Genomic DNA, 22,733 nt, shown 5'->3' with positions numbered 1-22,733 from the left:
GGTCTCCCGTGCCCGCCCTGTCTCAGCGGCTGGTGAGCAGCAGGTCAGTCCTGCTTCTCAGCCTCGGCGTCGTCGGCTGCCTCAGCAGTCTCGTCGGCCTCAGCGTCGTCGGTGTCGTCGCCTTCCTCGTCGTCCTCTTCGGACTCCGGGGTGACGAACTTCGTCATGTCGACGGCGTTGCCGTCGGTGTCGACGACCTTGGCCTCAGCGAGGACAGCAGCCAGGCCCTTGCGGCGGGCGACCTCTCCGCTGATGGCCGGCACCTGGCCGGAGGACTGCAGCATCTGGATGAACTCCTGGGGCTGCATGCCGTACTGCTGGGCCATCGCCATGATGTACTCGATGAGCTCGGCCTGGGAGACCTCGACCTCTTCCTTCTCAGCGATCGCGTCGAGCAGGAACTGGGTGCGGACGGCCCTGGCAGTCTCGTCCTGGATCTCCTGGTAGCGCTCGTCGCCCTCTTCGACACCGGCGGCCTCAGCCTGGCGGGAGACCTCCTCGGCGAGGAACTTCTCCGGCAGCGGCAGCTCGACCGTCTCCAGCAGGGCGTCGAGAACCTTCTCGCGCGCCTGGACGCTCTGCTCGAGCTCCTTCTGCTTGGCGACGCTCTCGCGGGTCTCCTCGCGCAGCTCCTCGATGGTGTCCGAACCAGAGGCCATCTGAGCGAAGTCGTCATCGGCATCAGCGAGGACGCGCTCCTTGACGGCGTTGAGCTTGACGGTGACGACTCCCTCAGAACCCTTGTGCTCTCCACCGGCCAACGTCGTGTTGAAGGTGGTCTCCTCGCCCTCGGACAGGTCGACAAGAGCATCGTCGAGACCGTCGATCATGGTGCCGGCGCCGACCTCGTAGGAGATGTCGGTGGCCTCGTCGATGACCTCGTCATCGACCTTGGCGGTCAGGTCGATGGTGACGAAGTCGCCTTCAGCGGCCGGACGGTCGACCGGGTTGAGGGTGCCGAAGCGGGCACGCAGCTCGTCGATCTCCTTGTCGATGTCCTCGTCGGTGACCTCGTAGGTGTCGACCTCGACCTCGATGGAGTCGTAGGCCGGCAGCTCGATGCTCGGCATGCAGTCCACCTCGACGGTGAAGACGAGGTTGCCCTCTTCGGCTCCGTCGAGTCCGGGGATCTCGGAGACCTCGACCTCGGGGCTGCCGAGCGGGCGGACGTCGTTCTCGTTCAGAGCCTGGCGGTAGAAATCGTCCAGGCTGTTGTTGACGGCCTCCTGCAGGACGGCCGGACGGCCGACGCGCTGGTCGATGATGCGGGCCGGAACCTTGCCGCGGCGGAAGCCGGGGACGGTGATCTGCTTGGAGATCTCCTTGTATGCCTCGTCGATGCTCGGCTTGAGTTCGGCATAAGGCGCTTCAACGCTGAGCTTGACCCGAGTCGGGTCGAGATTCTCGACGGAGCTCTTCACGATGTACCTCTCGTTCGGACGGTGGGATCGGCGGAGGCGATCCGCCTAAGTCATGAGTCTCATCACCGCACAGACTCCGGCGGCAACGCACAGCTCTCCAGTCTAGTCATGGAGGCCGCCGTTTTGCACATCGGACCGGTGCAGCGCCGCGGGCTCCCGTCGGCACCGCAGGGGAACAGTTGAGAGTTCAATTGTGTTGGCTGGGTATGAGAGCTTTCGGATTCCTGTCATTCGGTCATTACGGTCACGGGCGCGGGCTTGGTGATCCCGATGCCCGGCAGATGCTCCACGATGCCATCACCATCGCCGAACGGGCCGATGAGCTCGGTGTCAACGGCGCGTACTTCCGGGTGCATCATTTCGCCCGCCAGTCGGCTGCCCCGATGCCGCTGCTGGCCGCCATCGCTGCGCGCACGCAGCGCATCGAGGTGGGCACAGGCGTCATCGATCTGCGCTAGCGCATGCCCGGGTTGTAGCACCCGTTGTCAGCGTCGGCGCGCTTTACAGCACAACGCTGACGGCAATCCTGGCTGGTTTTCGATGAAGGCGGCTCTTCCTGCGCTGAGCGTCGGTGCGATGATCGCGCAACCCGGCGGTGCTCCACCCTCATAGAGGCGCATCAAGTACTTCGCGCAGCTGATCGACGGTGGGCGAACCAGCCAGCCCGGCAGGAGTGCGGAACACTCGACAGGCGAGCCCCACCGGCGTGTGCTCGTCGGCGAAGGGGTCGGAACCGTCAATGAGGACGGTCGGGGACCCGTGGAACCCGAGGCGGGCGGCGTCCTCGGCAGTCTCGACTCGCTGATGCACGACGCGGACGTCCGATCGGCCGTCGAGGGCCTCGGTGAGACGCCGGTCGAGCACCTCCCAGTTCGGGCACCCGTCGAAGTACTGCAACGTGATCTCCATGATCCACTCCTCTCAGGCTCTGTCCGCGCGGACCGCGGCCGGTGACGCCGTCTCAGGCGACGCGGCCGCCGCTTGGCTCTTGCGGGCACGCGCGGCGCGCAGCCCGTTGGCGATGACGACGACCTCGGCGACCTCGTGGACGAGGACGACCGCGGCCAGGCCGAGCACGCCGGTGATGGCCAGCGGCAGCAGCACGGCGATGATCGCCAGGGACAGCACGATGTTCTGGTTCATGATCGCCCGGCCGCGGCGGGCATGCCGCAGCGCCTGCGGGATCAGGCCGAGGTCGTGCCCGGTGAAGGCGACATCGGCGGACTCGATCGCGGCGTCGGAGCCGGTCGCGCCCATCGCGATGCCCACAGTCGCACCGGCCAGGGCGGGGGCGTCGTTGATGCCGTCGCCGATCATCGCCGTCGGCGAGGCCTCGGAGAGCTGGGCGACGATGCGGGCCTTGTCCTCGGGCCGCAGCTCGGCGTGCACGTCGCCGATCCCGGCGATCTGCGCGAGCGCGTGGGCGGTGCGGGCGTTGTCGCCGGTGAGCATGCTCACCTCAACCCCCTGCCCTCGCAGCGTGCGCACGGCCTCGGGGACCTCGGGGCGCAGCTCGTCGCGGACGCCGATCGCCCCGGCCAGGCGGCCGTCGACGGCCACGAGCACGCAGGTCTGGCCCTCGGCCTCCAGGTCCTCGACCCGGGCCTTGAGCGGTCCGGCGTCGATCCAGCGGGGGCTGCCCACCGTCACCCGGCGGCCGTCGACGGTGCCGCCGATGCCGTGCCCGGCCTCCTCCGTCACGTCCTGCGCGGCGAGGGCCCCCTGGCCCGCGGCGGCGATGGCGGCGGCGAGAGGGTGCGTCGAGTGCTGCTCGACGGACGCCGCCCAGGCGAGCACCTGCGCGTCGTCGAACCCGTCGGCGGCGACGACGGCGGTGACCTCGGGCCGGTTGCGGGTCAGGGTGCCGGTCTTGTCCACGGCGAGGTGGCGGATGCCGCCGAGGCGCTCGAACGCGGCACCGCTCTTGATGACGACGCCGAACTTCGTCGCCGCCCCGATCGCGGACACTACGGTGACCGGCACCGCGATCGCCAGCGCGCACGGGCTGGCGGCGACGAGGACGACCAGGGCGCGGGTGATCCAGGTCTCGGGGTCGCCGAGCAGCGATCCGAGCACGCCGACCAGGACGGCGAGGACCATCACGCCGGGCACCAGCGGGCGGGCGATCTGGTCGGCGATGCGCGCACGCTCGCCCTTCTCTGCCTGGGCCTGCTCGACCAGCTCCACGATGGTGGTCAGCGAGTTGTCGGTGCCCGCCGCGGTCGCCTCGACCTCCAGCACGCCGGCGGTGTTGATCGCCCCCGCCGAGACCGCGTCATCGGGGGCGACCTCGACCGGGATCGACTCGCCGGTGATCGCGGAGGTGTCCAGGCTGGAGCGTCCGACGCGGACGATCCCGTCGGTGGCGACCCGCTCGCCCGGACGGACCAGCAGCACGTCGCCGACGGCGATCTCCTTGGCCGGGACCTCGACCGAGGCACCGTCGCGCAGCACGGTCGCGGTCTCCGGCACGAGCTTGAGCAGCGCGCGCAGGCCGCCGCGGGCGCGGTCCATCGCCTTGTCCTCCAGGGCCTCGGCGAGCGAGTACAGGAACGCCAGCGCGGCGGCCTCCTCCACGTAGCCGAGGATGACCGCGCCGACGGCACTGATCGTCATCAGCAGCGCGATCCCGAGCTTCCGCTTGGCGAACAGGTTCCGCAGCGCGCCGGGCACGAACGTGTACGCGCCCAGCAGCAGGCCCGCCCAGAACGCGACCAGCGCCGCGACGTGCATCCCCGACCACTCCAGCACCAGGCCGGTGCCGAACGCGACCCCGGAGAGGATCGGCACCACCAGGCCCGGGTCGCGCCACCACGGGCGCTCGGTCTCCTCTGCCTCTTCGGCGGCGTTGGTGGTCGGCTCGTCGCAGCCGCAGGCGGCGCTCACGAGGCGTCCTCGGAGCCGCTCGGGCCGCAGCAGCCGGGCACCGAGCAGTGCGGGTCGATGCACGGGGCGCTCTCGTCCACCGCCAGCGTCACGTCCACCAGCGCCGTCAGCGCCGCGGCCAGGTGCGGGTCGGCGATCTCGTAGCGAGTCTGCCGCCCCTCGGGCTCGGCGACCACGATGCCGCAGTCGCGCAGACAGGTCAGATGGTTGGACACGTTCGAGCGGGTCAGCCCCAGCTCGCGCGAGAGCACGGCGGGGTGGCTCGGGCCGTCGAGCAGGGACATCAGGATCTTGGAGCGCGTCGGGTCGGCCATGGCCCGGCCAAGCCGGTTCATCACGTCGAGGCGCGAAGCAATAGTCAGCATGCACTGAACTATACAGTGCACGCTGACCAATCGTCCAGATGCAGGGGCTGCCGCACGCGCTCCGCGCGCTTGCCCTCGGGAACCGCGGTCACCTCTTGCGCCAGCTCGACCACGTCGGCATCCCAGGTGCGCCAGGACTTCCAAGGCGGCTACATCACGTGGACGCGCAGCGAAGGCGCACGCATCCGCTACACCTGAGCGCATGGTCGTGCCCACAGCATTCGCACGCAAGCTCCTGTTCCAAGCTTCCAACCCACCCGAAACCGATGCCGGCCCCGGGTCTGGAAACACAACACGCGGCGTGTGAATAGACGAAGTGCCGCGAGAGAACCCGCGGCACTTCGCTCCGTCGGGGTGACAGGATTTGAACCTGCGACCCTCCGCTCCCAAAGCGGATGCGCTACCAAGCTGCGCCACACCCCGGCTCAACGAGACACTACTCTAGCCGCCTGCGCAGTCTTCCTCCTAATCTGCAGCGCGGCTGCCGGCATCGCACATCAGCCCACGTCACGGTGTCACCACCACTCGGCCAGCCCTCTCCTCGCTTTGCATTCGGAGCTGATCTGTTCTAACATTTCTACAGCGCTCACACGGGCGCATCGGGGATGTAGCTCAATGGTAGAGCCTCAGTCTTCCAAACTGATGGTGCGGGTTCGATTCCCGTCATCCCCTCCGCATTCCGCCGGTCCACATGTGGGCCGGCGGTTCTCTATCCCCGTACGCCGACATGTGCCCGATTCTGCGACTGCTGGGTCTTTGGCACAATGAGTCCGTGAGCGAACACAAACCCTCCCATGCAGGTCCTGCATCCTACCGCCCGCGTCAGCACCGCGCGCTCAGCCCGGCGTCTGCAGCGGTGGCGTGTGTCTCTGCTGCAGCGGTGCTGCTTTTCGGCTTCGAGTCGGACTGGGGCTATCTCCCGCTTGCCGTCGGGCTCATCGGATCATGGGCGATCGACCGGGCGCTGGGCCGGGACGTGCTGCTCATCTGCCTGGCGCTGGCGCTCATCTCGACGATCTCACTCAAGGCCGATATCTCCTGGGGCAACATCGCATTGATGGGGGCCGTACTCTCCGGCGCGGTCATCATCCCCTATGCCATCAGCCGTTGGATCTACCGCGATCATGCCGTGAGGTTCCCGCGGCGGATCGGCCAGCCGTGGTCGAAGCTCGAATGGTCGTGGCTGTTCATCGTGCTGTTCCTCGGCTGGCTCATCCTGCCGCGGTACTTCATCAGCTCCGGGGTCTACACCAACTGGCCTGCCGTCGAGACCCCAAGTGAGATCATCCGGCTGTTCCTCGGCGTCAACGCCGTGGGCATCTGGGATGAGCTGTTCTTCATCTGCACCGTCTTCACGCTGCTGTACCGGCACTTCTCGTTCTGGACGGCCAACGTGCTCACCTCGGTAATCTTCGTGTCCTTCCTGTGGGAGCTGGGCTACCAGGCCTGGGGTCCGGTGCTCACGATCCCGTTCGCGCTCATCCAGGCGCTCATCTTCACCCGCACGAAGTCACTGCCCTACACGATCTGCGTGCACCTGCTCTTCGACCTCATCGTCTTCCTCACCATCGTGCATGCCCACCATCCCGGTGCCCTGCCGATCTTCTGGTACTGAACCGGTCGGCGCTGGGCACTCGCTCCCTGGGCATGACTGAGCCCGCCTGACCGGGACGGCCAGGCGGGCTCAGCTCAGGGCTCGCTCAAGCGTCAGCCTCAGATGGTCTCACCGTTCTCATAGGCGGCCATGATGCCGATGCGGCGCTCATGGCGCTCATCGCCGGAGAACGGCTCGGTCAGGAACGCGTCGACGATGGCGAATGCGTCAGCCTCGGTGTGCTGGCGTGCGCCGATCGAGACGATCTGGGCGTTGTTGTGCTGGCGGGCCAGCCGGGCGATCTCCGGGTTCCAGGCCAGGGCCGCGCGGGCGCCTTCGACCTTGTTGGCAGCCATCTGCTCGCCGTTGCCCGAACCGCCGATGACGACACCCAGTGCGGGGGTGCCCGAGGCGTTGTCGGTCACCACCGCCTCGGCGGCGGCGATGCAGAAGGCCGGGTAGTCATCGAGTGCATCGTATTCGTGGGCGCCGTGGTCGACGACGTCGTAGTCCTGGGCTGCGAGGTGCGCCTTGAGCGCCTCCTTGAACTCGAAGCCAGCGTGGTCGGTGCCGAGATGAACTTTCATTGCCTGCCCTTTCGCAGCGTGTCAGTCGGAGACTCAGTCGAAGATCGGGCCGACCGTGCGGGTGCGCTTGAGTTCGAAGAACCCGTCGGTGCTTGCCACGGCCAGCACTCCATCGAACAGCTTACCGGCAGCCTCGCCCTTGGGGGCAGGGCTGACGACCGGGCCGAAGAAGGCGACCTCGCCCAGCGAGATGACCGGGGTGCCGACGTCTTCGCCGACCTTGCCGATGCCCTCCTTGTGGGAGGCGCGCAGCTGCTCGTCGTACTTATCGGTGTTGGCGGCCTGAGCGAGTTCGGCCGGCAGTCCTGCCTCGGCGAGCGCGGCGGGGATGACCTCGTCGAAGTCGCGGCGGCCCTCGACGTGGATGAGGGTGCCCAGGGCGGTGTAGAGATCGGCGAGCACCTCGGGTCCGTGTTCGACCATCGCGGCGGTGACGACGCGGGCCGGGCCCCAGGCGAGCTTCATGTTCTCCTTGTACTCCTCGGGCAGCTCCTCACGGCCCTCGTTGAGCACTGAGAGGCTCATCGGGTGGAAGGCGACCTTGACGTCGCGGACCTTCTCGACCTCGAGTGCCCAGCGGGAGGTCATCCACGCCCAGGGGCAGGTCGCGTCGAACCAGAAATCGAGTGTCTCAGTGCTCATCAGAGTCCTTCCGTGTCGGTCTGCCGCAGGGCTGCGGCCGGATGTGCGATGACCGCGCCGGATGCGCCCGGCACGGCTTCCGATCATGCAACAATGAGCCTAGTCCGATCATTCCACCAGCTGATATTCCGGAGGCCCATCCGTGGCACAGCACAACCTGACCCGCGCCGAGGCGGCCGAGCGCGCAGCGCAGATCTCGGTCACGTCCTACGACGTCACACTCGTCCTCGACGGTCAGGGAGAGACGTTCCGCTCAGTCACCACGGTGCGCTTCGCTGCCGACAGCGATGATTCGACCTTCATCGACGCGGTCACCGCGAAGGTGCACAGCATCCGGCTCAACGGCGAGGAGCTGCCTGTCGACGAGCACGTCTCAGCCGCCCGCATCAGCCTGCCGGGCCTGGCCCCGGACAACGAGCTGCGCATCGACGCCGACTTCTTCTACATGAACACCGGTGAGGGTCTGCACCGGTTCGTCGATCCGGTCGACGACGAGACGTACCTGTACACGCAGTTCGAGGTGCCTGATGCCCGCCGCGTGTTCGCCGTGTTCGAGCAGCCCGATCTCAAGGCCTCGTTCTCCTTCACGATCATCGCCCCGGAGTCGTGGACGGTCGTGTCGAACTCCCCGACCCCGGTCGCCGGTGAACCGCATGAGGCGCTCGCCGAGCTCGGCATCGAATCGGGCGATATGGCGTTGTGGCAGTTTGCTCCCACTCCCCCGATCTCGTCCTACATCACTGCGATCATCGCCGGGCCGTACAAGTCCGCGCACTCCTCGCTGCTCAGCTGCGACGGCGAGGAGGTGCCGCTGGGCGTCTACGCCCGCGCATCGCTGTTCGAGCACGTCGATGCCGAGGAGATCTTCAAGCTCACCCGCGCCGGGTTCACCTTCTTCGAGGACCTCTTCGCCACCCCGTACCCGTTCGAGAAGTTCGATCAGCTCTTCGTCCCGGAGTTCAACGCCGGGGCGATGGAGAACGCCGGTGCCGTCACGATCGTCGAGGACTACGTCTTCCGTTCCCGGCCCAAGCGCAGCACCGTCGAGTCCCGCGCGGTGACGATCCTGCACGAACTGGCGCACATGTGGTTCGGCGATCTCGTCACGATGCGCTGGTGGAACGACCTGTGGCTCAACGAGTCGTTCGCCGAGTTCACCTCGACGCTGGCGACTGCCGAGGCCTCGGAGTTCTCCGATGTGTGGACGAGCTTCGCAACAGTCGAGAAGGCCTGGGCGTATCAGCAGGATCAGCTGCCGAGCACCCATCCGATCGTCGCCCCGATCGAGGACCTCTTCGACGTCGAGGTCAACTTCGACGGCATCACCTACGCCAAGGGCGCAGCCGTGCTCAAGCAGCTCGTCGCCTGGGTCGGCCGAGATGCGTTCTTCGCCGGCGTCAAGCGCTACTTCGACGCCCACGCCTGGGCGAACACGGAACTGGACGACCTGCTCACCGAACTCGAGGCCACCTCGGGCCGGGATCTGCGCACCTGGTCGCAGCTGTGGCTGGAGGAATCGGGCATCAACCTGCTGCGCCCGATCGTCGAGACCGACGAGTCCGGCCAGCTCACCCGCCTGGCGATCAGCCAGGAGGCCGTCGAGCTGCCCGGCCGCCCGGTCCCCTCACTGCGCCCGCACCGCGTGGCGATCGGCTGCTATGACATCACCGACTCCGGCCAGGTGGTGCGCACCCACATCCAGTCGATCGATCTCGACGGCCCCGTCGCCGAGGTGGAGGTCCCGGCCGGTGCCTCGTCTCGCCCGGACATCATCGTCGTCAACGACGGTGACCTCACCTATGCCAAGACCCGGTTCGATGAGGTGAGCCTGCGCAATGCGGTCGCCCACGCCTCGGGCTTCGAGGACTCGCTGACCCAGCTGCTCGTCTTCTCGACCGTGTGGGATATGGTCCGCGACGGGGAGATCCCCGCCCAGGACTACCTCGCCCTCGTCGGCGCACATGCCGGATCCATCACCCATTCGGCCGGGCTGCTCGCCCAGCTGCGGCAGGCGAAGGCCGCGATCACCCGGTTCCTGCCGCCGCACCTGCGCGCCGATGCGCGCGCCCAGTTCGCCGACGACTTGTGGACGCTGCTCAAGCGTGCCGCCCCGGGGTCGGACAGCCAGCTGCAGTTCCTCATCGGCTTCGCCGAAACCGCCGAGACCGACAGCCAGCTCGACCGTGTCGTCCAGATGCTGCAGACCGGCACTGCCCCGGTCGCAGGCGTGAGCATCGACACCGACCTGCGCTGGAGCCTCGTCATCGCACTGGCCGCCGCCGGCCGCCTCGACGAGGCCGGCATCAGTGCTGCGCTGGAAACCGACGACACCGCGATGGGCCGCAACAAGGCCCAGACGGCCAAGGCCTCCCCGCAGACCCCAGCAGCCAAGACCGCGGCGTTCCGCTCCCTGGCCGATGACCGCGAGCTGCCGAACTCGGTCGTCGCTGCGACCGCGCTGGGCTTCGCTGCCGGCCTGCAGCTGCCCGACGGGTCGCTCGTGGCTGCTGAGGAACCGGTCGGCAGCTTCGTCGCCGAGTACTTCGACCGGGTCGCCGGCTGGTGGGAGTCGCGCACCCTGGAGATCGCGCAGACGCTGACACTCAGGCTCTACCCGCCGGCCACGCCCGAGGCGGTGGCCCGGACCCGGCAGTGGCTTGAGGAGCATCCGGCTGCTCCGAAGGGCCTGCTGCGGCTCATGGCAGAGAACCTCGACAACGCCGAACGGGACCTGCGCGCCCAGCAGACCGCCGTGGAAGCGCTCAGCGCTGCCGGGGCGGAAGCGAGCAGCTGACCGGCAGCTGGATCGAACCTGAGACGCGGTGTGGCCAATGCCACACCGCGTCCTCATGCGATGCCCAGCGGAGGCGGGTCTGTTCTGACTGCCCTTTCAGATGCGGTCTCTACGATTGCACCCGTATGAGCACTTCAACGACACCTCCTGCTGAGCAGATCAAGGAAGCGGTGAACGAGACCGTGGACAAGACCGCCAACTTCGACTGGATGTGGCTGCTGGGCGCTCCCCTGCGCATCGCCTTCATCATCGTCGGCGCGGTCATCCTCAACCTCGTCGCCCGCAAGATCATCCGCAAGTTCGCCGGCAAGATCGCCGATGGCTCGAACACCGCGGAGAACCGGCGGCGCCAGAGGTCCGCTGAGACCCCGCGCATCAACGGCTCCGATGCGATCGCCAAGGCCCGCCGGGCGCAGCGCGCGCAGACAGTCGGGTCGATGCTGTCGTCGATCGCGACGATCATCATCGCCACCCTGGCGATCATGATGGTGCTGACCGAACTGGACTTCAATCTCGGCCCGCTGCTCGCCTCCGCCGGTATCGCCGGTGTGGCGATCGGCTTCGGCGCCCAGGAGCTCGTCAAGGACTACCTGTCGGGCTTCTTCCTCGTCGTCGAGGACCAGTACGGCATCGGAGACACCGTCGACCTCGGCGAGGCCGTCGGCACAGTCGAGGAGGTCGGACTGCGCACGACGAAGGTGCGCGGCATCGACGGCACCCTGTGGCATGTGCGCAACGGCGAGATCATGCGCGTGGGCAACCAGTCCCAGGGCTGGGCGCGCGCGGTGATGGACATCGCCGTGCCGTACGACTCCGACCCGAACGTGCTCAACGGCATCATCGAAGACGCTGTCGCTGAGCTGCGCGCCGACCCGGCGATGACCACCTCGATCCTCGAAGACCCCGAGATCCTCGGTGTGCAGGATCTGACCGGTGAGGCGATGACGATCCGCGCGTTCATCAAGACCAAACCCAACGAACAGTGGGCCGTCGCCCGTGCCTTCCGCGGCACCGTCAAGCGAATGATGGACGAGCAGGGCATCCGCATCCCGCTGGCCCAGCAGACCATCGTGCGCGCCCAGCCGGTCGACACCACCGCCTCGGCCTCGGACTTCGGCACGACCGGCACGCTGCCCTCCCGCCAGCAGACTGCCGGCAGCCCCGCTGACACCGGCCGCACCGCCACCGCCACGGCAGAGCGCGACGATGAGGAGCATGAGGACATCGCCGACGACCCGCTGCCGGCGCGGGCGAACCAGAAGAGCACCGCGACGAAGGATCCCTCCTACGGGATCACGCAGCAGAGTTCGCGGCGCGACCCGAGTGACTCATAGGATCGAAGCGTGACGACTCAGCGCCCAGACACCATGTTCACGATCATCGGCGGCCATGCGGCCTTCACCCAGCTCGTCGACGTCTTCTACCGGGAGGTCGCAGCCGATGAGTACCTCATCGCGATGTACCCCGAAGGCCAGGAGCTCGACGGCGCCAAGCACCGGCTGCAGACGTTCCTGGAGCAGTACTTCGGCGGGCCGACGACCTACTCGCAGGAGCGCGGCCATCCGCGGCTGCGGATGCGGCACAACCCGTACCCGGTCACCCCGAAGGCCCGGGAGCACTGGCTGCGGCACATGCGCACGGCACTCGACTCCCTGGAGCTGCCGCCGCTGCACGACACGATGGTGTGGGATTACTTCGAACGCGCCGCGACCGCGATGGTCAACCGCTTCGATGAGCCCGGGGAGGCTCCGCGCACCAGCCTGGGGCCACTGACCCCCAACAGCTGAGCTTGGACTGCCGGGACCGCCCGGCAGGAAGCTGCGACTCAGGCGGCGCGGTCGCCGCGGCTGCGGGTGAGCACATGACCGCGCGGTGAGCTCAGCCGCAGCCAGCCCGGCGCTTCGAACACACTCGTGACGCCACCGGGCTGCACGAATCCCAGCCCGAACATCGCGAAGGCCACTGCTGCCGGCAGCCGGTCCTCGAACTCGCCGGGCAGCGGCCGGCTCCACACCCGGCGGCGCAGACCGGTCACCGCGTGGATCCCAGCCACCTCCGGCGTCCCGGCTGCCACCTCGGCGATACCTGCTTCGGCGGCGGCGATGAGCTCAGCATCGGCCAGCTGGCCCACCGGCAGCCACGGCCCGCGCGGCGGGGCGATGCCGGCCCACGACACCTGGATCTCCTGCGGCGGGATCGGCATCGCCTCCTCACCGGTGCTGCGCAGCCGGGCGAAGCGGTCGCAGATCGCCGCTGTCGGCACGACGACGTCGAGGCCGTCGAGACCGGTGCCGACCAGCCGGAACATGCGCATCCCGACCGTCAGCGGCGTCGCGTCGCCGAACCCGTGCGGGAACAGGGGTGCTGCTGAGACGACGAGGACATCGCCGGTGACCGTCAGGCGCATCGCGCCCTCGGAGTCGATGCGCTGGGCGCGGGAGGCGAAGACCTCCCAGTCGGCCAGCGCCTCGGACGTGGTGAGGCGGATGTGTGCGGATGTGCGCATGCCGATCCTGCGCATCAGCGGCGGGCCCGCACCGGACGCAGCGGCACCGGGTCGGTGACGAACGGTTCGATCGCCGCCGTTTCGGCCTCGCTCAGCCGACGTGCCCGGCCTGTTGCGGCATCGACGAAGGCGATCACGGTCTCAGCCAGCGTGTAGACCTCGCTGCCGTCGGGTTCGGCGATGACGTAGCCGACCTCCATAGTCGCCGGGGTCACCCCGGAGATGACGGTGTCGACGGCGATCGGGCCGGTGCGGAAACCGATGGGGCGGCGGTATTCGATGCGGTGGGAGAAGACGAGCAGGTTCGTCTCCCCTGCCGCCTCGCCGAGCACCGGCGGGAAGGCACGGCCCTGCACCGGCTGCCCGGCGCCGGGGATGTCGGCTGGAGCGGCGGCGTCGCGGTCGGCGGTTGGGGAGCCGAAGGCGCGGACGCGGGCCTCTTCGAGCAGGCGCAGCTGGGAGACGTTGTTGACGTGCCCGTAGGCGTCCATATCACCCCAGCGCAGTTCGATGAGCACGCGGGCGAAGGGACCGGACAGCAGCGGGTTCGACAGGGATTCAGGCATGGCTCCATTCTGCCACCGGTGCCGGTGGGCAGGCACACCAGTCTGGCGGCTGGTCAGGGCGGATGGGCGTGCAGGCGCGTAGACTGCCAGCAGTTGCCATCACACAGCGAGGAGGGCACTGATGGGTGCCGAAGACAACGTAGCCCAGCTCATCGACCTGCTGCAGGTCACCCCGACCGACCCGATCCCCGGCACACGGGAGTCGGAGTTCTACCTCGGGCGCAGCCAGTACAAACCCGATGGCCGGGTGTTCGGCGGTCAGGTGCTGGCCCAATGTGTCATGGCAGCCGGGCAGACCGTTGATCCCGCCCGTCAGATCCACTCGCTGCACGGCTACTTCCTGCGCCCTGGCGATGTCAGCGAGCCGATCACCTTCGGCGTCGAGGTGCTGCGCGACGGCGGATCGTTCTCTGCCCGCCGGGTGCACGCCTATCAGCGCGATGAGCCGATCCTTTCGCTCATCTGCTCGTTCCAGGTCGAGCAGGACGGTCTGGAGCACGGAGATGAGTTCCCCTCCGATGTGCCGGCCCCGGAGGACTGCCCGGAGATCAACGAGCTGATGGCCGATGTCGACATCCCCTTCATGCGCGATTGGCTGCGCAAGCGGCCTTTCGAGGTGCGGCCGGTCGAGCCGCCGATCTACTTCGATCCCGACCCTCAGGCACGCGCCCAGGAGCGGATGTGGATCCGCGCCTCGGCGGCGTTTCCCGATGACCCGCTGCTCAATGCCGCCGCGCTGGCCTATGCCAGTGATTTCAGTCTGCTCGCCCCGGTGCTGCGTCGCCAGGGCCTGACGTGGATGACGCCGGGACTGCGGATGGCCAGTCTCGACCATGCGATGTGGTGGCACCGGCCGGTGAGGATCGGCGAGTGGATGCTGTACTCCGAGACCTCCCCGTCAGCGCGCGGGGGCCGCGGGCTGGGGCTCGGGCGGATCTTCTCGCAGTCCGGTCAGCTGCTGGCGACGGTCGCGCAGGAGGGCATGGTCCGCATCAAGTCCCAATTGTGACATGAATGCCGAAGGCCGGCTGCTCCCGATCGGAAGCAGCCGGCCTCGTGCTGTCGATGCGCGTGTGCGTCAGTCGCGGGTGAGGCGACGGTGGGTGACGCGGTGCGGGCGGGCGGCTTCTTCGCCCAGGCGCTCCACCTTGTTCTTCTCGTAGGCTTCGAAGTTTCCTTCGAACCAGTACCAGCTGGCCGGATTCTCTTCGGTGCCCTCCCACGCGAGGATGTGGGTGGCGACGCGGTCGAGGAACCAGCGGTCGTGGGAGACGACCACGGCACAGCCGGGGAATTCGAGCAGTGCGTTCTCCAGCGAACCGAGGGTTTCGACGTCGAGGTCGTTGGTCGGCTCATCGAGCAGAAGCAGATTTCCGCCCTGCTTGAGGGTCAGCGCGAGGTTCAGGCGGTTGCGCTCACCGCCGGAGAGCACGCCGGCCTTCTTCTGCTGGTCGGGTCCCTTGAAGCCGAACGCGGAGACGTAGGCACGCGAGGGCATCTCGACATTGCCGACCTGGATGAAGTCGAGTCCGTCGGAGACGACCTCCCACAGGCTCTTCTCCGGATCGATGCCGCCGCGGGACTGGTCGACGTAGGAGATTTCGACGGTGTCGCCGACCTTGAGGTCTCCCCCGTCGAGCTCTTCGAGTCCGACGATCGTCTTGAACAGCGTTGTCTTGCCGACGCCGTTGGGGCCGATGACGCCGACGATGCCGTTGCGCGGCAGCGAGAACGACAGGCCGTCGATGAGCGTACGGTCGCCGAAGCCCTTCTGCAGGTCCTTGGCTTCTATGACGATGTCGCCCAGGCGCGGGCCGGGCGGGATCTGGATCTCTTCGAAGTCGAGCTTGCGGGTCTTCTCCGCTTCAGCTGCCATCTCTTCGTAGCGAGCGAGGCGGGCCTTGGACTTCGTCTGGCGGGCCTTGGCGTTCGAGCGGACCCATTCGAGTTCGTCCTTCAGGCGCTTCTGCAGCTTGGCGTCCTTCTTGCCCTGGACCTTGAGGCGCTCCTGTTTCTTCTCCAGGTAGGTGGAGTAGTTGCCCTCGTAGGGGTACAGGTGGCCGCGGTCGACTTCGGCGATCCATTCGGCGACGTGGTCGAGGAAGTACCTATCGTGGGTGATGGCGATGACGGCGCCGGGGTAGGTCTTGAGGTGCTGTTCGAGCCACAGCACCGACTCGGCGTCGAGGTGGTTGGTCGGCTCGTCGAGCAGCAGCAGGTCGGGCTTCTCCAGCAGCAGCTTGCACAGTGCCACACGGCGGCGCTCACCGCCGGAGAGGACCTTGACGTCGGCGTCCGGCGGCGGGCAGCGCAGTGCGTCCATCGCCTGTTCGAGCTGGGAGTCGAGATCCCAGGCATCAGCTGCGTCGATGGCTTCCTGCAGCTTGCCCATCTCCTCCATCAGGGCATCGAAGTCGGCATCCGGGTTGGCCATCTCTTCGGAGATCTCGTTGTAGCGGTCCAGCTTCGCTTTGATCTCGCCGACACCTTCCTCGACATTGCCGAGGACGGTCTTGTCTTCGTTCAGCGGCGGCTCCTGGAGCAGGATGCCGACGGAGTATCCGGGGCTGAGGCGGGCTTCGCCGTTCGATGGCTGGTCGATGCCTGCCATGATCTTGAGGATGGTGGACTTACCGGCACCGTTCGGGCCGACCATGCCGATCTTCGCTCCGGGGTAGAACGACATCGACACGTCGTCGAGAATGACTTTGTCACCGTGCGCCTTGCGCGCCTTATGCATGGTGTAAATGAATTCGGCCATAGTGGTCTCAGACTATCGGTTCCCACATGGCTAGGCCATTCCTCCGCGCCTGCCCTACAGCCGGTGCGCGAGCGCATCTGGGGAGCGGGTCAGCCGCCGAGCTGCGGCGCTTCGGTGCTCTCTTCCTCTTCACCGCTGCCTTCACCGCCGCCGTCGCCGGTTCCCTCGTCGGAACCGCCGGTCTCGCTCGGCTCCTCGGTGTCCTCACCGTTCATGTCCTCACCTGGCATGTGCCCGGCGCCGTTGTCATCGGAATCCTCGTCGCGCTCATCGCCCGTGGGCGCGTCGACGCCCTCGGGCCGTTCGACGTATCCGAGCAGGCACGTGCCAGTCGATTCGGTGGGCTTGGCCAGATGGGCGGTGATATTGCCGGAGCGGATCTCACCGACGACGCAGCCGTCGTCGACCTTGACGCCAAACATCTTCGCCGGCACGTCATTTCCCAGGGGTGATGCGTCGATCGTCGCTTCGAGCTGCTCGGGCTTGTACCCGGCTTCGGTCATCGTGTCGAAGAACTCCTGGGTGCTCGGCACATCGTCACGGCCTTCAAGCGGTTTGAGTGCGGCGACGACTTCGTCCACAACAGCCGGAACCTCTTTGGTCTGCACCGGGTTCGGTTCGGCTGCCTGCTGGTTCAGCAGCGAACAGCCGCTGATGAGTGCTGCAGAACAGGCCAGCGTTCCGGCAGCGAGAAACCGTCGAAGCATTGTCGTCCTTCAGTCAGTGCCACACAACAGTCCTACTCTAACCGGACTGAGCAGACTCGTCTCACCGAAGCGACACAGATTCACCGGCATGTCGCCGGACAGGCCGTGCGCGCCGAAGTCACGCCCCGAACCTGCCCGATGACGTGCCTGTGCTCAGCTCTGCCCGGCCGGCTCCATGGCGTGATCGTCGTGGATCTCCCCTGTTGAGGTGTCAACCATGGTCTCGTCGATATCGTCGCTCGACGCTGAGGCTGCAAACGATGCCGGCGGCGGGCTGCCGAGGCTGTCGTAACCGCCGGAGCTGCCGCTTGCCGTGCTCTTGGCGCCGCTGCGGGTGTTGCGAGCCCAGTTCGCTGTGCCGAAGCGCAGATTGTGGCCAACGGCCTCAGCGATGATCTGCGGGTTCTTCCCGGACTTCGTGCCAGTCGTGTCGGTCCATTCGCGGATCCGCAGCCGGCCGGCGACGATGACGGCATCGCCCTTGTGCACCGATGAGTTCACGTGGAGGGCGAGGTCGCCGTAGCAGGAGACATCGAACCAGGAGGTGTCGATCTCCCGGTACTCCCCTTTCTCGTTGTCGTAGAACCCGAAGTTGACCGCCAGCCTGAAGGACGCCCACACGCGTCCATCGCTGAGGGTGCCGGTCTGACAGTCACCGCCTGCAGTGCCGACGAAGTAATTGACTTGTTTCATGAGCAGGTCCTTTCTCTTGCCTCTGCTGAGACCTGCCTGTCACTCTTCCCAACCTGGCCAGTGAGAGCCCAGATATGACTCAGCGCCTGTGGATGCACGTCTGGCATCCACAAGCGCCGGTCTCCAATGCTCAGCGCAGGCTGTCGTAGACCTCGCGATGCTCGCGTAGCACGCCGGTGATCGGTGCCAGATACGAGCTGGCCGCAGCCGAATGGACCGCCTGCGTCAGTCGTTCGGCAACGTCATCGGCGGCTTCCTTCGCGCCCTTGCGCCGAGCTGAGGCCGCAGCGAGGCTCGTGATGACCGAACCGGTGATGCCGATGAGCAGCAGCGCGCCGGGGATGATCCACAGCAGCGTCGACCCGGAGGTGACGTCGACACCGGTCAGCAGCAGGACGAGCTGGATGACCAGCCACAGGGCGCCGATGACAGTGGCGAGGAAGAACAGGTTCTGCAGCACACCGGCCAACGTCCACCAGCCGGGCTTACGCCGTTCGATGCGCACGGCCGTGACCGCCTCATCGAGGGTGTGGGTCAGTTCGGCAGTCGACTGCTTCTCCGCCTTGGCGACATCGGCCTGCCAGGCCATCGGCAGTGTGGACACGGCGTCGACGACGAGTTCGTGAGCGGCGAGGTTGACGCGTGCGCTCTGGGTGCGCGACGTCTCCGGCACGGCAGCGCGGATGAGATCCTCGCGGTCACCACCGTGGCGGGCGCCGAGCGGGTCGGCCTGACCGCGCTGAGCCATCGCCAGCGGCGGATATCCGGTCTTCTTGTAGGCCCGGCGCAGGTAGTCGTCTTCGACAGTCTGGGCAACCGCGTGCACGCCGGCGGCATCGACCATCGCGTCGATGAGCCGGTCCGCGCCCTGCAGCTGCTCAGGATGGTCGACCGGGGTGCCGAGCTCACCGCGGATCCGGCCGGCCATCTCCTTGAGGTCAGTCAGCAGCCGCTCGGAGGCAGCAGCCTGGGCGAGCACGGTCTCGGTCAGGATCTGGCGCAGCTCCGGCACGCCTTCGCGGGTTACAGCTGAGGCCAGGGCGACGCGGGCGTTGTCGAGCCCGTCGTGGGCGAGCAGCTGCTGCAGGTGCTCACTGCAGGCAACCCGCTCGTCTGCTGAGAGCGTGTCGACCTGGTTGAGTACGACGACCATCGACGAGGCGTGGGCTGCCAGTTCTGACAGATAGTGCGAGTGCAGGGAGAAGTCGGCGTACTTCTGCGGGTCGACGACCCAGAAGACGACATCGACGAGGTTGACGAGCCGGTCGGATTCGACGCGGTGCTCAGCTGAGGTCGAGTCATGGTCGGGCAGGTCGAGAAGCACGAGACCGTGCAGGCTCTCCTCGTCGTCTCCGTCGAGGGCGCTTTCGCGCCAGGTGCGGTTGGTCACCGGCACCTTGAGCCAGGACATGATCTCCTCGCCACCGGCGCCCCAGACGCAGGCGGTCGGCTTCGAGGTCGTCGGCCGGCGCACGCCCACCTCGGCGATCTCCAGACCGGCCACCGCGTTGAACAGGGAGGACTTCCCGGATCCGGTGGAGCCGGCAAAGGCGACGACGGTCGATTCCTCGCCGAGCTTCAGGCGCGCTTCGGCCTTGTCCAGCAGTTCGGTGGCTGCCGCGCGGGTCTCGTCGGAGATCTTGCGCGGTCCCAGGGTGAGAGCGCGGTTGATGCCCTCTGTCAGCGTCGCGATCTCGCTGCGCGTGGCATCGCTCACAGTGCTTCCTCCAATCGGTCGCCGGCGCCGCGCAGATTGCCTGCCTGGCGGGGCGGGACTTCGCTGTCATTCAGGGCCGCGTCGAACGGCGCCCGGTAGCGCTCGAGCAGTTCGGATGCGCTGTCGATGAGCCGGGTGCGCGCCATCTGCGCCAGGTCGCGGGTGGCCTGGTCGCCGAAGATCGTGTCGAGCAGCTTGCCGGCCACCAGCGCCGTGCCGCCGGCGACACCGGCCTCGGCTCCGGTCAGTCCGCCGGTGCCAGCGAACACGGCGAGCATGAGCACTGCGCCGACGCCGTTGACGCCGAAGGACAGGATGCGGGCCTTGGCGCGCTTGCTCTGCCCGACTTCGCGGACGAGTTCGTTGACGTCATCGGACCAGTGGGCGACCATCCGCCCGACATCGGCGTCGAACTCGGCTGGCACCCGCGTCATCTGCGGGTTCGCCTTCACAAGGGCATCGCCTTCGGGATTGGCCTGCCAGGCGTGGGCGGTGTTCGACACGGCGGTGACGACCTGCTCGCGGATGAGAAGCGCCACAGAGTCTTCGATCGCCTGGTTGAGCGGTTCGGCGGCGTCGCGCTTGCCGGTCACCGCAGAGGTGATGCGGTCGCGGATCCGGGCGACGGTGGGTTCGAGTCCGCGGAAGAACTGTCCGGTGCCCACGAAATCCTGCCAGCGGGCGAGCACCTCTCCGCGCAGCACCCGGCCGTCGACGAGTGATTCGGCGAGTTCCTCGCGGGCGCTGCCGAACTCACGGGTGACGGTCTCCTGCAGGCGCTGGTGGGCCGATTCCTGCTCTTCAACGTAGTCGGCCAGGGTGCGCGCGCGGGCCGGCACGGCCGCCAGCGCTCCGGTCAGCGTCTGGGCGATGACCCGGTCACGGGCCCGGGAGTTGCGACCGAGGTTCATGATCCACGACTGCACGGGGAACACTGCGGCCTCAGGGATCCGGCCATCGACGAGCACGAGCTCGGGCACGGTGAAGATCGGCGCTGAGCCCAGCCCCGCCTCGGCGAGCAGCCCAGAGAGGTGATGGCGGACTTCCCGGTTGGCCTTCGGCGGCACGCGGTCGAGCACGATCGAGACGGCGGTGCCGCGTTCGGCGGACTGCTTGAGCAGCTCCCACGGCACAGCGTCGGCGTAGCGGGAGGCGGTGGTGACGAACAGCCACAGGTCGGCGGCCGCGAGCAGCTGGCGGGCCAATGTGCGGTTCTCCTCGCGGACGGAGTCGATGTCCGGTGAGTCGAGCAGGGCCAGGCCCGGCGGCACGCTGGTGCTGGAGACGAGCCGCAGCTGCGGACGCTCCAGGTCAGTCGATTCGCCGATGACTCGCTCCAGGCTCGGCAGGATCCGGTCGGAGGCGAAGTGCTCCTGGTCATCAGGATGGTGGATGAGGACCGGCCAGCGGGTCGTCGGGCGCAGCACGCCGGTGGCGGAGATGTCAGCTTCGACGATCGAGTTCACCAGCGTGGACTTGCCAGCACCTGTCGAGCCGCCGACGACGACGAGCAGCGGGGCATCAGTTTGGCTGACCCGCGGCAGCAGGTAGTCGGTCAGCTGGTCATCGAGGCTGCGCTGCAGGCTGCGGCCGGTCTCGGCGCCGGGTGTGTGCAGCGGAAAGCGCGCATCGCGCACCCGTTTGATGAGGTCGCTGAGGGCGGGCGCGACGCCTGAGGACAGGCTGGTGTCGTTCGGTCCTTGAGTCACGTTCCTACTCTCTCGGTTTTCCCAGGCTGACACCACTCACCACGCCGCAGCTGCCGCAGTTGGCCGCCGGCCCCCGGCGGGCAGGGTGGGCGCGCAGGCGCTAAGATGTCCAGTGCCTCCATGGTCCAAAGGATCACGACGTCCGGTTTCTACCCGGAAGATGCGGGTTCGATTCCTGCTGGGGGCGCAGAGTCCGCAGGGGCCCGGCACCAGTGGTGAGCACTGGTGCCGGGCCCCTGCTGTGTCCGCTCCCGAGGCGGTGGCGCCTCACTCGGAGTCGAGGGCCTTTTCGAGGCGCTCGAGCTTGCCGGTCAGCTCACCGGTGTGCCCGGGCCGGATGTCGGCCTTGAGCACGAGTGAGACGCGCGGGCCGTAGGCGGCCACGGCGTCGGTGGCACGCTTGACGACGTCGAACACCTCATCCCACTCGCCTTCGATGGTGGTGAACATCGAGTCGGTGCGGTTGGGCAGGCCCGAGTCGCGCACGACCTTCACCGCAGCGGCGACGGCCTCGTGCATCGAACCGGTCTCGGCGTCTCCTGTCGGGGCGACGGAGAATGCGACAAGCATGTGGTCCTCCTTCAGATTTCAGCTGATCAGTTCTTCGGCACGGAGAGCACGAGGGCATCGCCCTGTCCCCCGCCACCGCACAGGGCTGCGACACCGGTGCCGCCGCCGCGGCGTTTGAGCTCAAGCGCCAGTGTGAGCGCCACGCGTGCACCGGAAGCGCCGATCGGGTGGCCGAGGGCGACGGCGCCGCCGTTGACGTTGACCTTGTCCTCGCTGATGCCCAGATCCTTGGCGCTGGCCAGGCCGACAGCGGCGAAGGCCTCGTTGATCTCGTAGAGGTCGAAGCCGTCAGCCGGGATGCCCTCGCGTTCGGCAGCGACCTTGATCGCCTGGCTGGGCTGGTGCTGCAGGGTCGAGTCGGGGCCCGCGGTCCAGGCGTGGGCGCGGATCTCGGCGAGGATCTCCAGGCCTTCGCGCTCGGCGCGCTCCTTGGACATGACGACGACAGCGCAGGCGCCGTCGGAGATCTGCGAGGCGTTGCCGGCGGTGATGGTGCCTTCCTTGCTGAAGGCCGGGCGCAGCTTGGCCATTGACTCAGCCGTCGAGTCCGGGCGCACGCCCTCATCGCGGTCGACCGTGGTCTCGCCCTTGCGCGTCTTGATCGTCACCGGGGTGACCTCGTCGTCGAAGCGACCAGCGTCCCAGGCAGCGGCTGCACGCTGGTGGGACTGGGCGGCGAAGGCGTCCTGCTGTTCGCGGCTGAACTCGCGCTCGCCCTTGTTCGCGGCCTCGGTCAGACCGCCCATGGCCTGGTCGGTGAAGGCGTCCCACAGTCCGTCGTAGTCCATGTGGTCGCGGACCTTGACGGTGCCGTACTTGTAGCCGGCACGGGACTTCTCCAGCATGTGCGGGGCGTTGGTCATCGACTCCTGGCCGCCGGCGACGACGACTTCGTACTCACCGGCGCGCACGAGCATGGCGGCCTGGGTGATGGCGTTGAGGCCGGAGAGGCACAGCTTGTTGATGGTGATGGCCGGCACCGACATCGGGATGCCGGCCTTGGCGGCGGCCTGGCGTGCCGGTCCCTGACCACAGCCGGCCTGCAGGACCTGACCCATGATGACGTACTCGACGGCCTCGGGCTTGACGCCGGCGCGGTCGAGCGCCCCGGAGATCGCCTCGGCGCCGAGATCCATTGCGCTCAGCGATCCGAGGGCTCCGCTCATGCGTCCCAACGGGGTGCGCGAACCGGCAACGATCACAGCTTCGGTCATG

General features: G+C 67.6%; 20 protein-coding genes, 3 tRNA genes and 1 pseudogene. 8 read left to right on the top strand and 16 right to left on the bottom strand.

Translation table 11 applies throughout. The annotated features are described in order from the left end of the window. Nucleotides 1–44: 44 nt before the first annotated feature. Complete coding sequence (gene tig / locus HLA91_RS06060; protein ID WP_170273967.1) at nucleotides 45–1,421, bottom strand: trigger factor; 1,377 nt, start codon at nucleotides 1,419–1,421, stop codon at nucleotides 45–47. Nucleotides 1,422–1,627: 206 nt separating this feature from the next. Between tig and HLA91_RS06055 the strand changes: the two are divergent. Beyond that, nucleotides 1,628–1,876, top strand: a pseudogene (locus HLA91_RS06055) (LLM class flavin-dependent oxidoreductase); the annotation flags it as partial. Between the two features lie 151 nt (nucleotides 1,877–2,027). Here the strand turns inward: HLA91_RS06055 and HLA91_RS06050 are convergent. The 4 genes from HLA91_RS06050 to HLA91_RS06035 form a co-directional block, all read right to left on the bottom strand. Next, on the bottom strand, nucleotides 2,028–2,330 hold the full coding sequence (locus HLA91_RS06050; RefSeq protein WP_007321360.1) for a hypothetical protein: 303 nt from the start codon (nucleotides 2,328–2,330) through the stop codon (nucleotides 2,028–2,030). 12 nt (nucleotides 2,331–2,342) lie between these two features. Continuing rightward, nucleotides 2,343–4,307 carry a heavy metal translocating P-type ATPase gene (locus HLA91_RS06045; RefSeq protein ID WP_170273966.1) on the bottom strand — a complete coding sequence of 655 codons (1,965 nt, stop codon included), beginning with the start codon at nucleotides 4,305–4,307 and terminating at the stop codon, nucleotides 2,343–2,345. Further along, nucleotides 4,304–4,672: a Cd(II)/Pb(II)-sensing metalloregulatory transcriptional regulator CmtR gene (cmtR, locus tag HLA91_RS06040; RefSeq protein WP_165883108.1), complete on the bottom strand. Its 369-nt coding sequence runs from the start codon at nucleotides 4,670–4,672 to the stop codon at nucleotides 4,304–4,306. Before cmtR ends, HLA91_RS06045 begins: the two co-directional genes overlap by 4 nt. A 349-nt stretch (nucleotides 4,673–5,021) precedes the next feature. After that, nucleotides 5,022–5,095, bottom strand: a tRNA-Pro gene (locus tag HLA91_RS06035). A gap of 178 nt (nucleotides 5,096–5,273) precedes the next feature. On the opposite strand from HLA91_RS06035, the gene HLA91_RS06030 reads away from it, so the two are divergent. Continuing rightward, nucleotides 5,274–5,344: transfer RNA gene (locus tag HLA91_RS06030), tRNA-Gly, on the top strand. Between the two features lie 100 nt (nucleotides 5,345–5,444). Further along, nucleotides 5,445–6,287 (top strand): CPBP family intramembrane glutamic endopeptidase, encoded by an 843-nt coding sequence (locus HLA91_RS06025; protein WP_170273965.1) that lies wholly within the window; start codon nucleotides 5,445–5,447, stop codon nucleotides 6,285–6,287. A gap of 98 nt (nucleotides 6,288–6,385) precedes the next feature. Here HLA91_RS06025 and HLA91_RS06020 read toward each other — a convergent pair whose 3' ends face one another. Then, nucleotides 6,386–6,853: a ribose-5-phosphate isomerase gene (locus HLA91_RS06020; protein ID WP_102159750.1), complete on the bottom strand. Its 468-nt coding sequence runs from the start codon at nucleotides 6,851–6,853 to the stop codon at nucleotides 6,386–6,388. Nucleotides 6,854–6,886: 33 nt separating this feature from the next. After that, on the bottom strand, nucleotides 6,887–7,495 hold the full coding sequence (locus tag HLA91_RS06015; RefSeq protein WP_170273964.1) for a mycothiol-dependent nitroreductase Rv2466c family protein: 609 nt from the start codon (nucleotides 7,493–7,495) through the stop codon (nucleotides 6,887–6,889). 142 nt (nucleotides 7,496–7,637) lie between these two features. On the opposite strand from HLA91_RS06015, the gene pepN reads away from it, so the two are divergent. From pepN to HLA91_RS06000, 3 genes are all read left to right on the top strand, one after another. Then, nucleotides 7,638–10,289 (top strand): aminopeptidase N, encoded by a 2,652-nt coding sequence (gene pepN, locus HLA91_RS06010; RefSeq protein ID WP_170273963.1) that lies wholly within the window; start codon nucleotides 7,638–7,640, stop codon nucleotides 10,287–10,289. Between the two features lie 125 nt (nucleotides 10,290–10,414). Then, nucleotides 10,415–11,623 carry a mechanosensitive ion channel family protein gene (locus tag HLA91_RS06005; RefSeq protein WP_170273962.1) on the top strand — a complete coding sequence of 403 codons (1,209 nt, stop codon included), beginning with the start codon at nucleotides 10,415–10,417 and terminating at the stop codon, nucleotides 11,621–11,623. 9 nt (nucleotides 11,624–11,632) lie between these two features. Continuing rightward, complete coding sequence (locus tag HLA91_RS06000; protein WP_420867890.1) at nucleotides 11,633–12,076, top strand: globin; 444 nt, start codon at nucleotides 11,633–11,635, stop codon at nucleotides 12,074–12,076. A gap of 38 nt (nucleotides 12,077–12,114) precedes the next feature. On the opposite strand, the gene HLA91_RS05995 is transcribed toward HLA91_RS06000, so the two are convergent. Together HLA91_RS05995 and HLA91_RS05990 are read right to left on the bottom strand one after the other, a co-directional pair. After that, complete coding sequence (locus HLA91_RS05995) at nucleotides 12,115–12,795, bottom strand: DUF8185 domain-containing protein (RefSeq protein ID WP_170273961.1); 681 nt, start codon at nucleotides 12,793–12,795, stop codon at nucleotides 12,115–12,117. Nucleotides 12,796–12,809: 14 nt separating this feature from the next. Beyond that, entirely contained in the window at nucleotides 12,810–13,361 is a 552-nt protein-coding gene (locus tag HLA91_RS05990; protein WP_170273960.1) for an acyl-CoA thioesterase, read from the bottom strand. A 121-nt stretch (nucleotides 13,362–13,482) separates the two neighbouring features. Between HLA91_RS05990 and HLA91_RS05985 the strand changes: the two genes are divergently transcribed. Further along, nucleotides 13,483–14,370, top strand: a complete 888-nt coding sequence (locus HLA91_RS05985; RefSeq protein ID WP_170273959.1) for an acyl-CoA thioesterase — start codon at nucleotides 13,483–13,485, stop codon at nucleotides 14,368–14,370. 69 nt (nucleotides 14,371–14,439) lie between these two features. Here HLA91_RS05985 and ettA read toward each other — a convergent pair whose 3' ends face one another. The 5 genes from ettA to HLA91_RS05960 form a co-directional block, all read right to left on the bottom strand. Further along, nucleotides 14,440–16,122 carry an energy-dependent translational throttle protein EttA gene (gene ettA / locus HLA91_RS05980; protein WP_102159733.1) on the bottom strand — a complete coding sequence of 561 codons (1,683 nt, stop codon included), beginning with the start codon at nucleotides 16,120–16,122 and terminating at the stop codon, nucleotides 14,440–14,442. 89 nt (nucleotides 16,123–16,211) lie between these two features. Continuing rightward, the gene (locus HLA91_RS05975; RefSeq protein ID WP_165883118.1) at nucleotides 16,212–16,829 is read right to left on the bottom strand and encodes a DUF6993 domain-containing protein; all 618 of its coding nucleotides are present in this window, start codon (nucleotides 16,827–16,829) and stop codon (nucleotides 16,212–16,214) included. A gap of 153 nt (nucleotides 16,830–16,982) precedes the next feature. Beyond that, a complete protein-coding gene (locus tag HLA91_RS05970) occupies nucleotides 16,983–17,522 on the bottom strand; it encodes a single-stranded DNA-binding protein (protein WP_102159729.1) in 540 nt (179 codons plus the stop codon). Nucleotides 17,523–17,652: 130 nt separating this feature from the next. Then, entirely contained in the window at nucleotides 17,653–19,239 is a 1,587-nt protein-coding gene (locus HLA91_RS05965) for a YfjP family GTPase (protein ID WP_170273958.1), read from the bottom strand. After that, nucleotides 19,236–20,948 (bottom strand): dynamin family protein, encoded by a 1,713-nt coding sequence (locus HLA91_RS05960; RefSeq protein WP_170273957.1) that lies wholly within the window; start codon nucleotides 20,946–20,948, stop codon nucleotides 19,236–19,238. The genes HLA91_RS05965 and HLA91_RS05960 overlap by 4 nt, the downstream gene beginning before the upstream one ends. Nucleotides 20,949–21,062: 114 nt before the next feature. On the opposite strand from HLA91_RS05960, the gene HLA91_RS05955 reads away from it, so the two are divergent. Continuing rightward, nucleotides 21,063–21,135: transfer RNA gene (locus tag HLA91_RS05955), tRNA-Arg, on the top strand. An 80-nt stretch (nucleotides 21,136–21,215) separates the two neighbouring features. Here the strand turns inward: HLA91_RS05955 and HLA91_RS05950 are convergent. After that, nucleotides 21,216–21,518 carry a thiamine-binding protein gene (locus HLA91_RS05950; protein ID WP_165883121.1) on the bottom strand — a complete coding sequence of 101 codons (303 nt, stop codon included), beginning with the start codon at nucleotides 21,516–21,518 and terminating at the stop codon, nucleotides 21,216–21,218. 26 nt (nucleotides 21,519–21,544) lie between these two features. Beyond that, on the bottom strand, nucleotides 21,545–22,732 hold the full coding sequence (locus HLA91_RS05945; protein WP_170273956.1) for an acetyl-CoA C-acetyltransferase: 1,188 nt from the start codon (nucleotides 22,730–22,732) through the stop codon (nucleotides 21,545–21,547). Nucleotide 22,733: the final 1 nt, after the last annotated feature.

This window comes from Brevibacterium luteolum (assembly GCF_013004595.1).
GTDB classification, from domain to species: domain Bacteria; phylum Actinomycetota; class Actinomycetes; order Actinomycetales; family Brevibacteriaceae; genus Brevibacterium; species Brevibacterium luteolum.
This window is presented reverse-complemented; position numbering and strand designations above follow the sequence as displayed.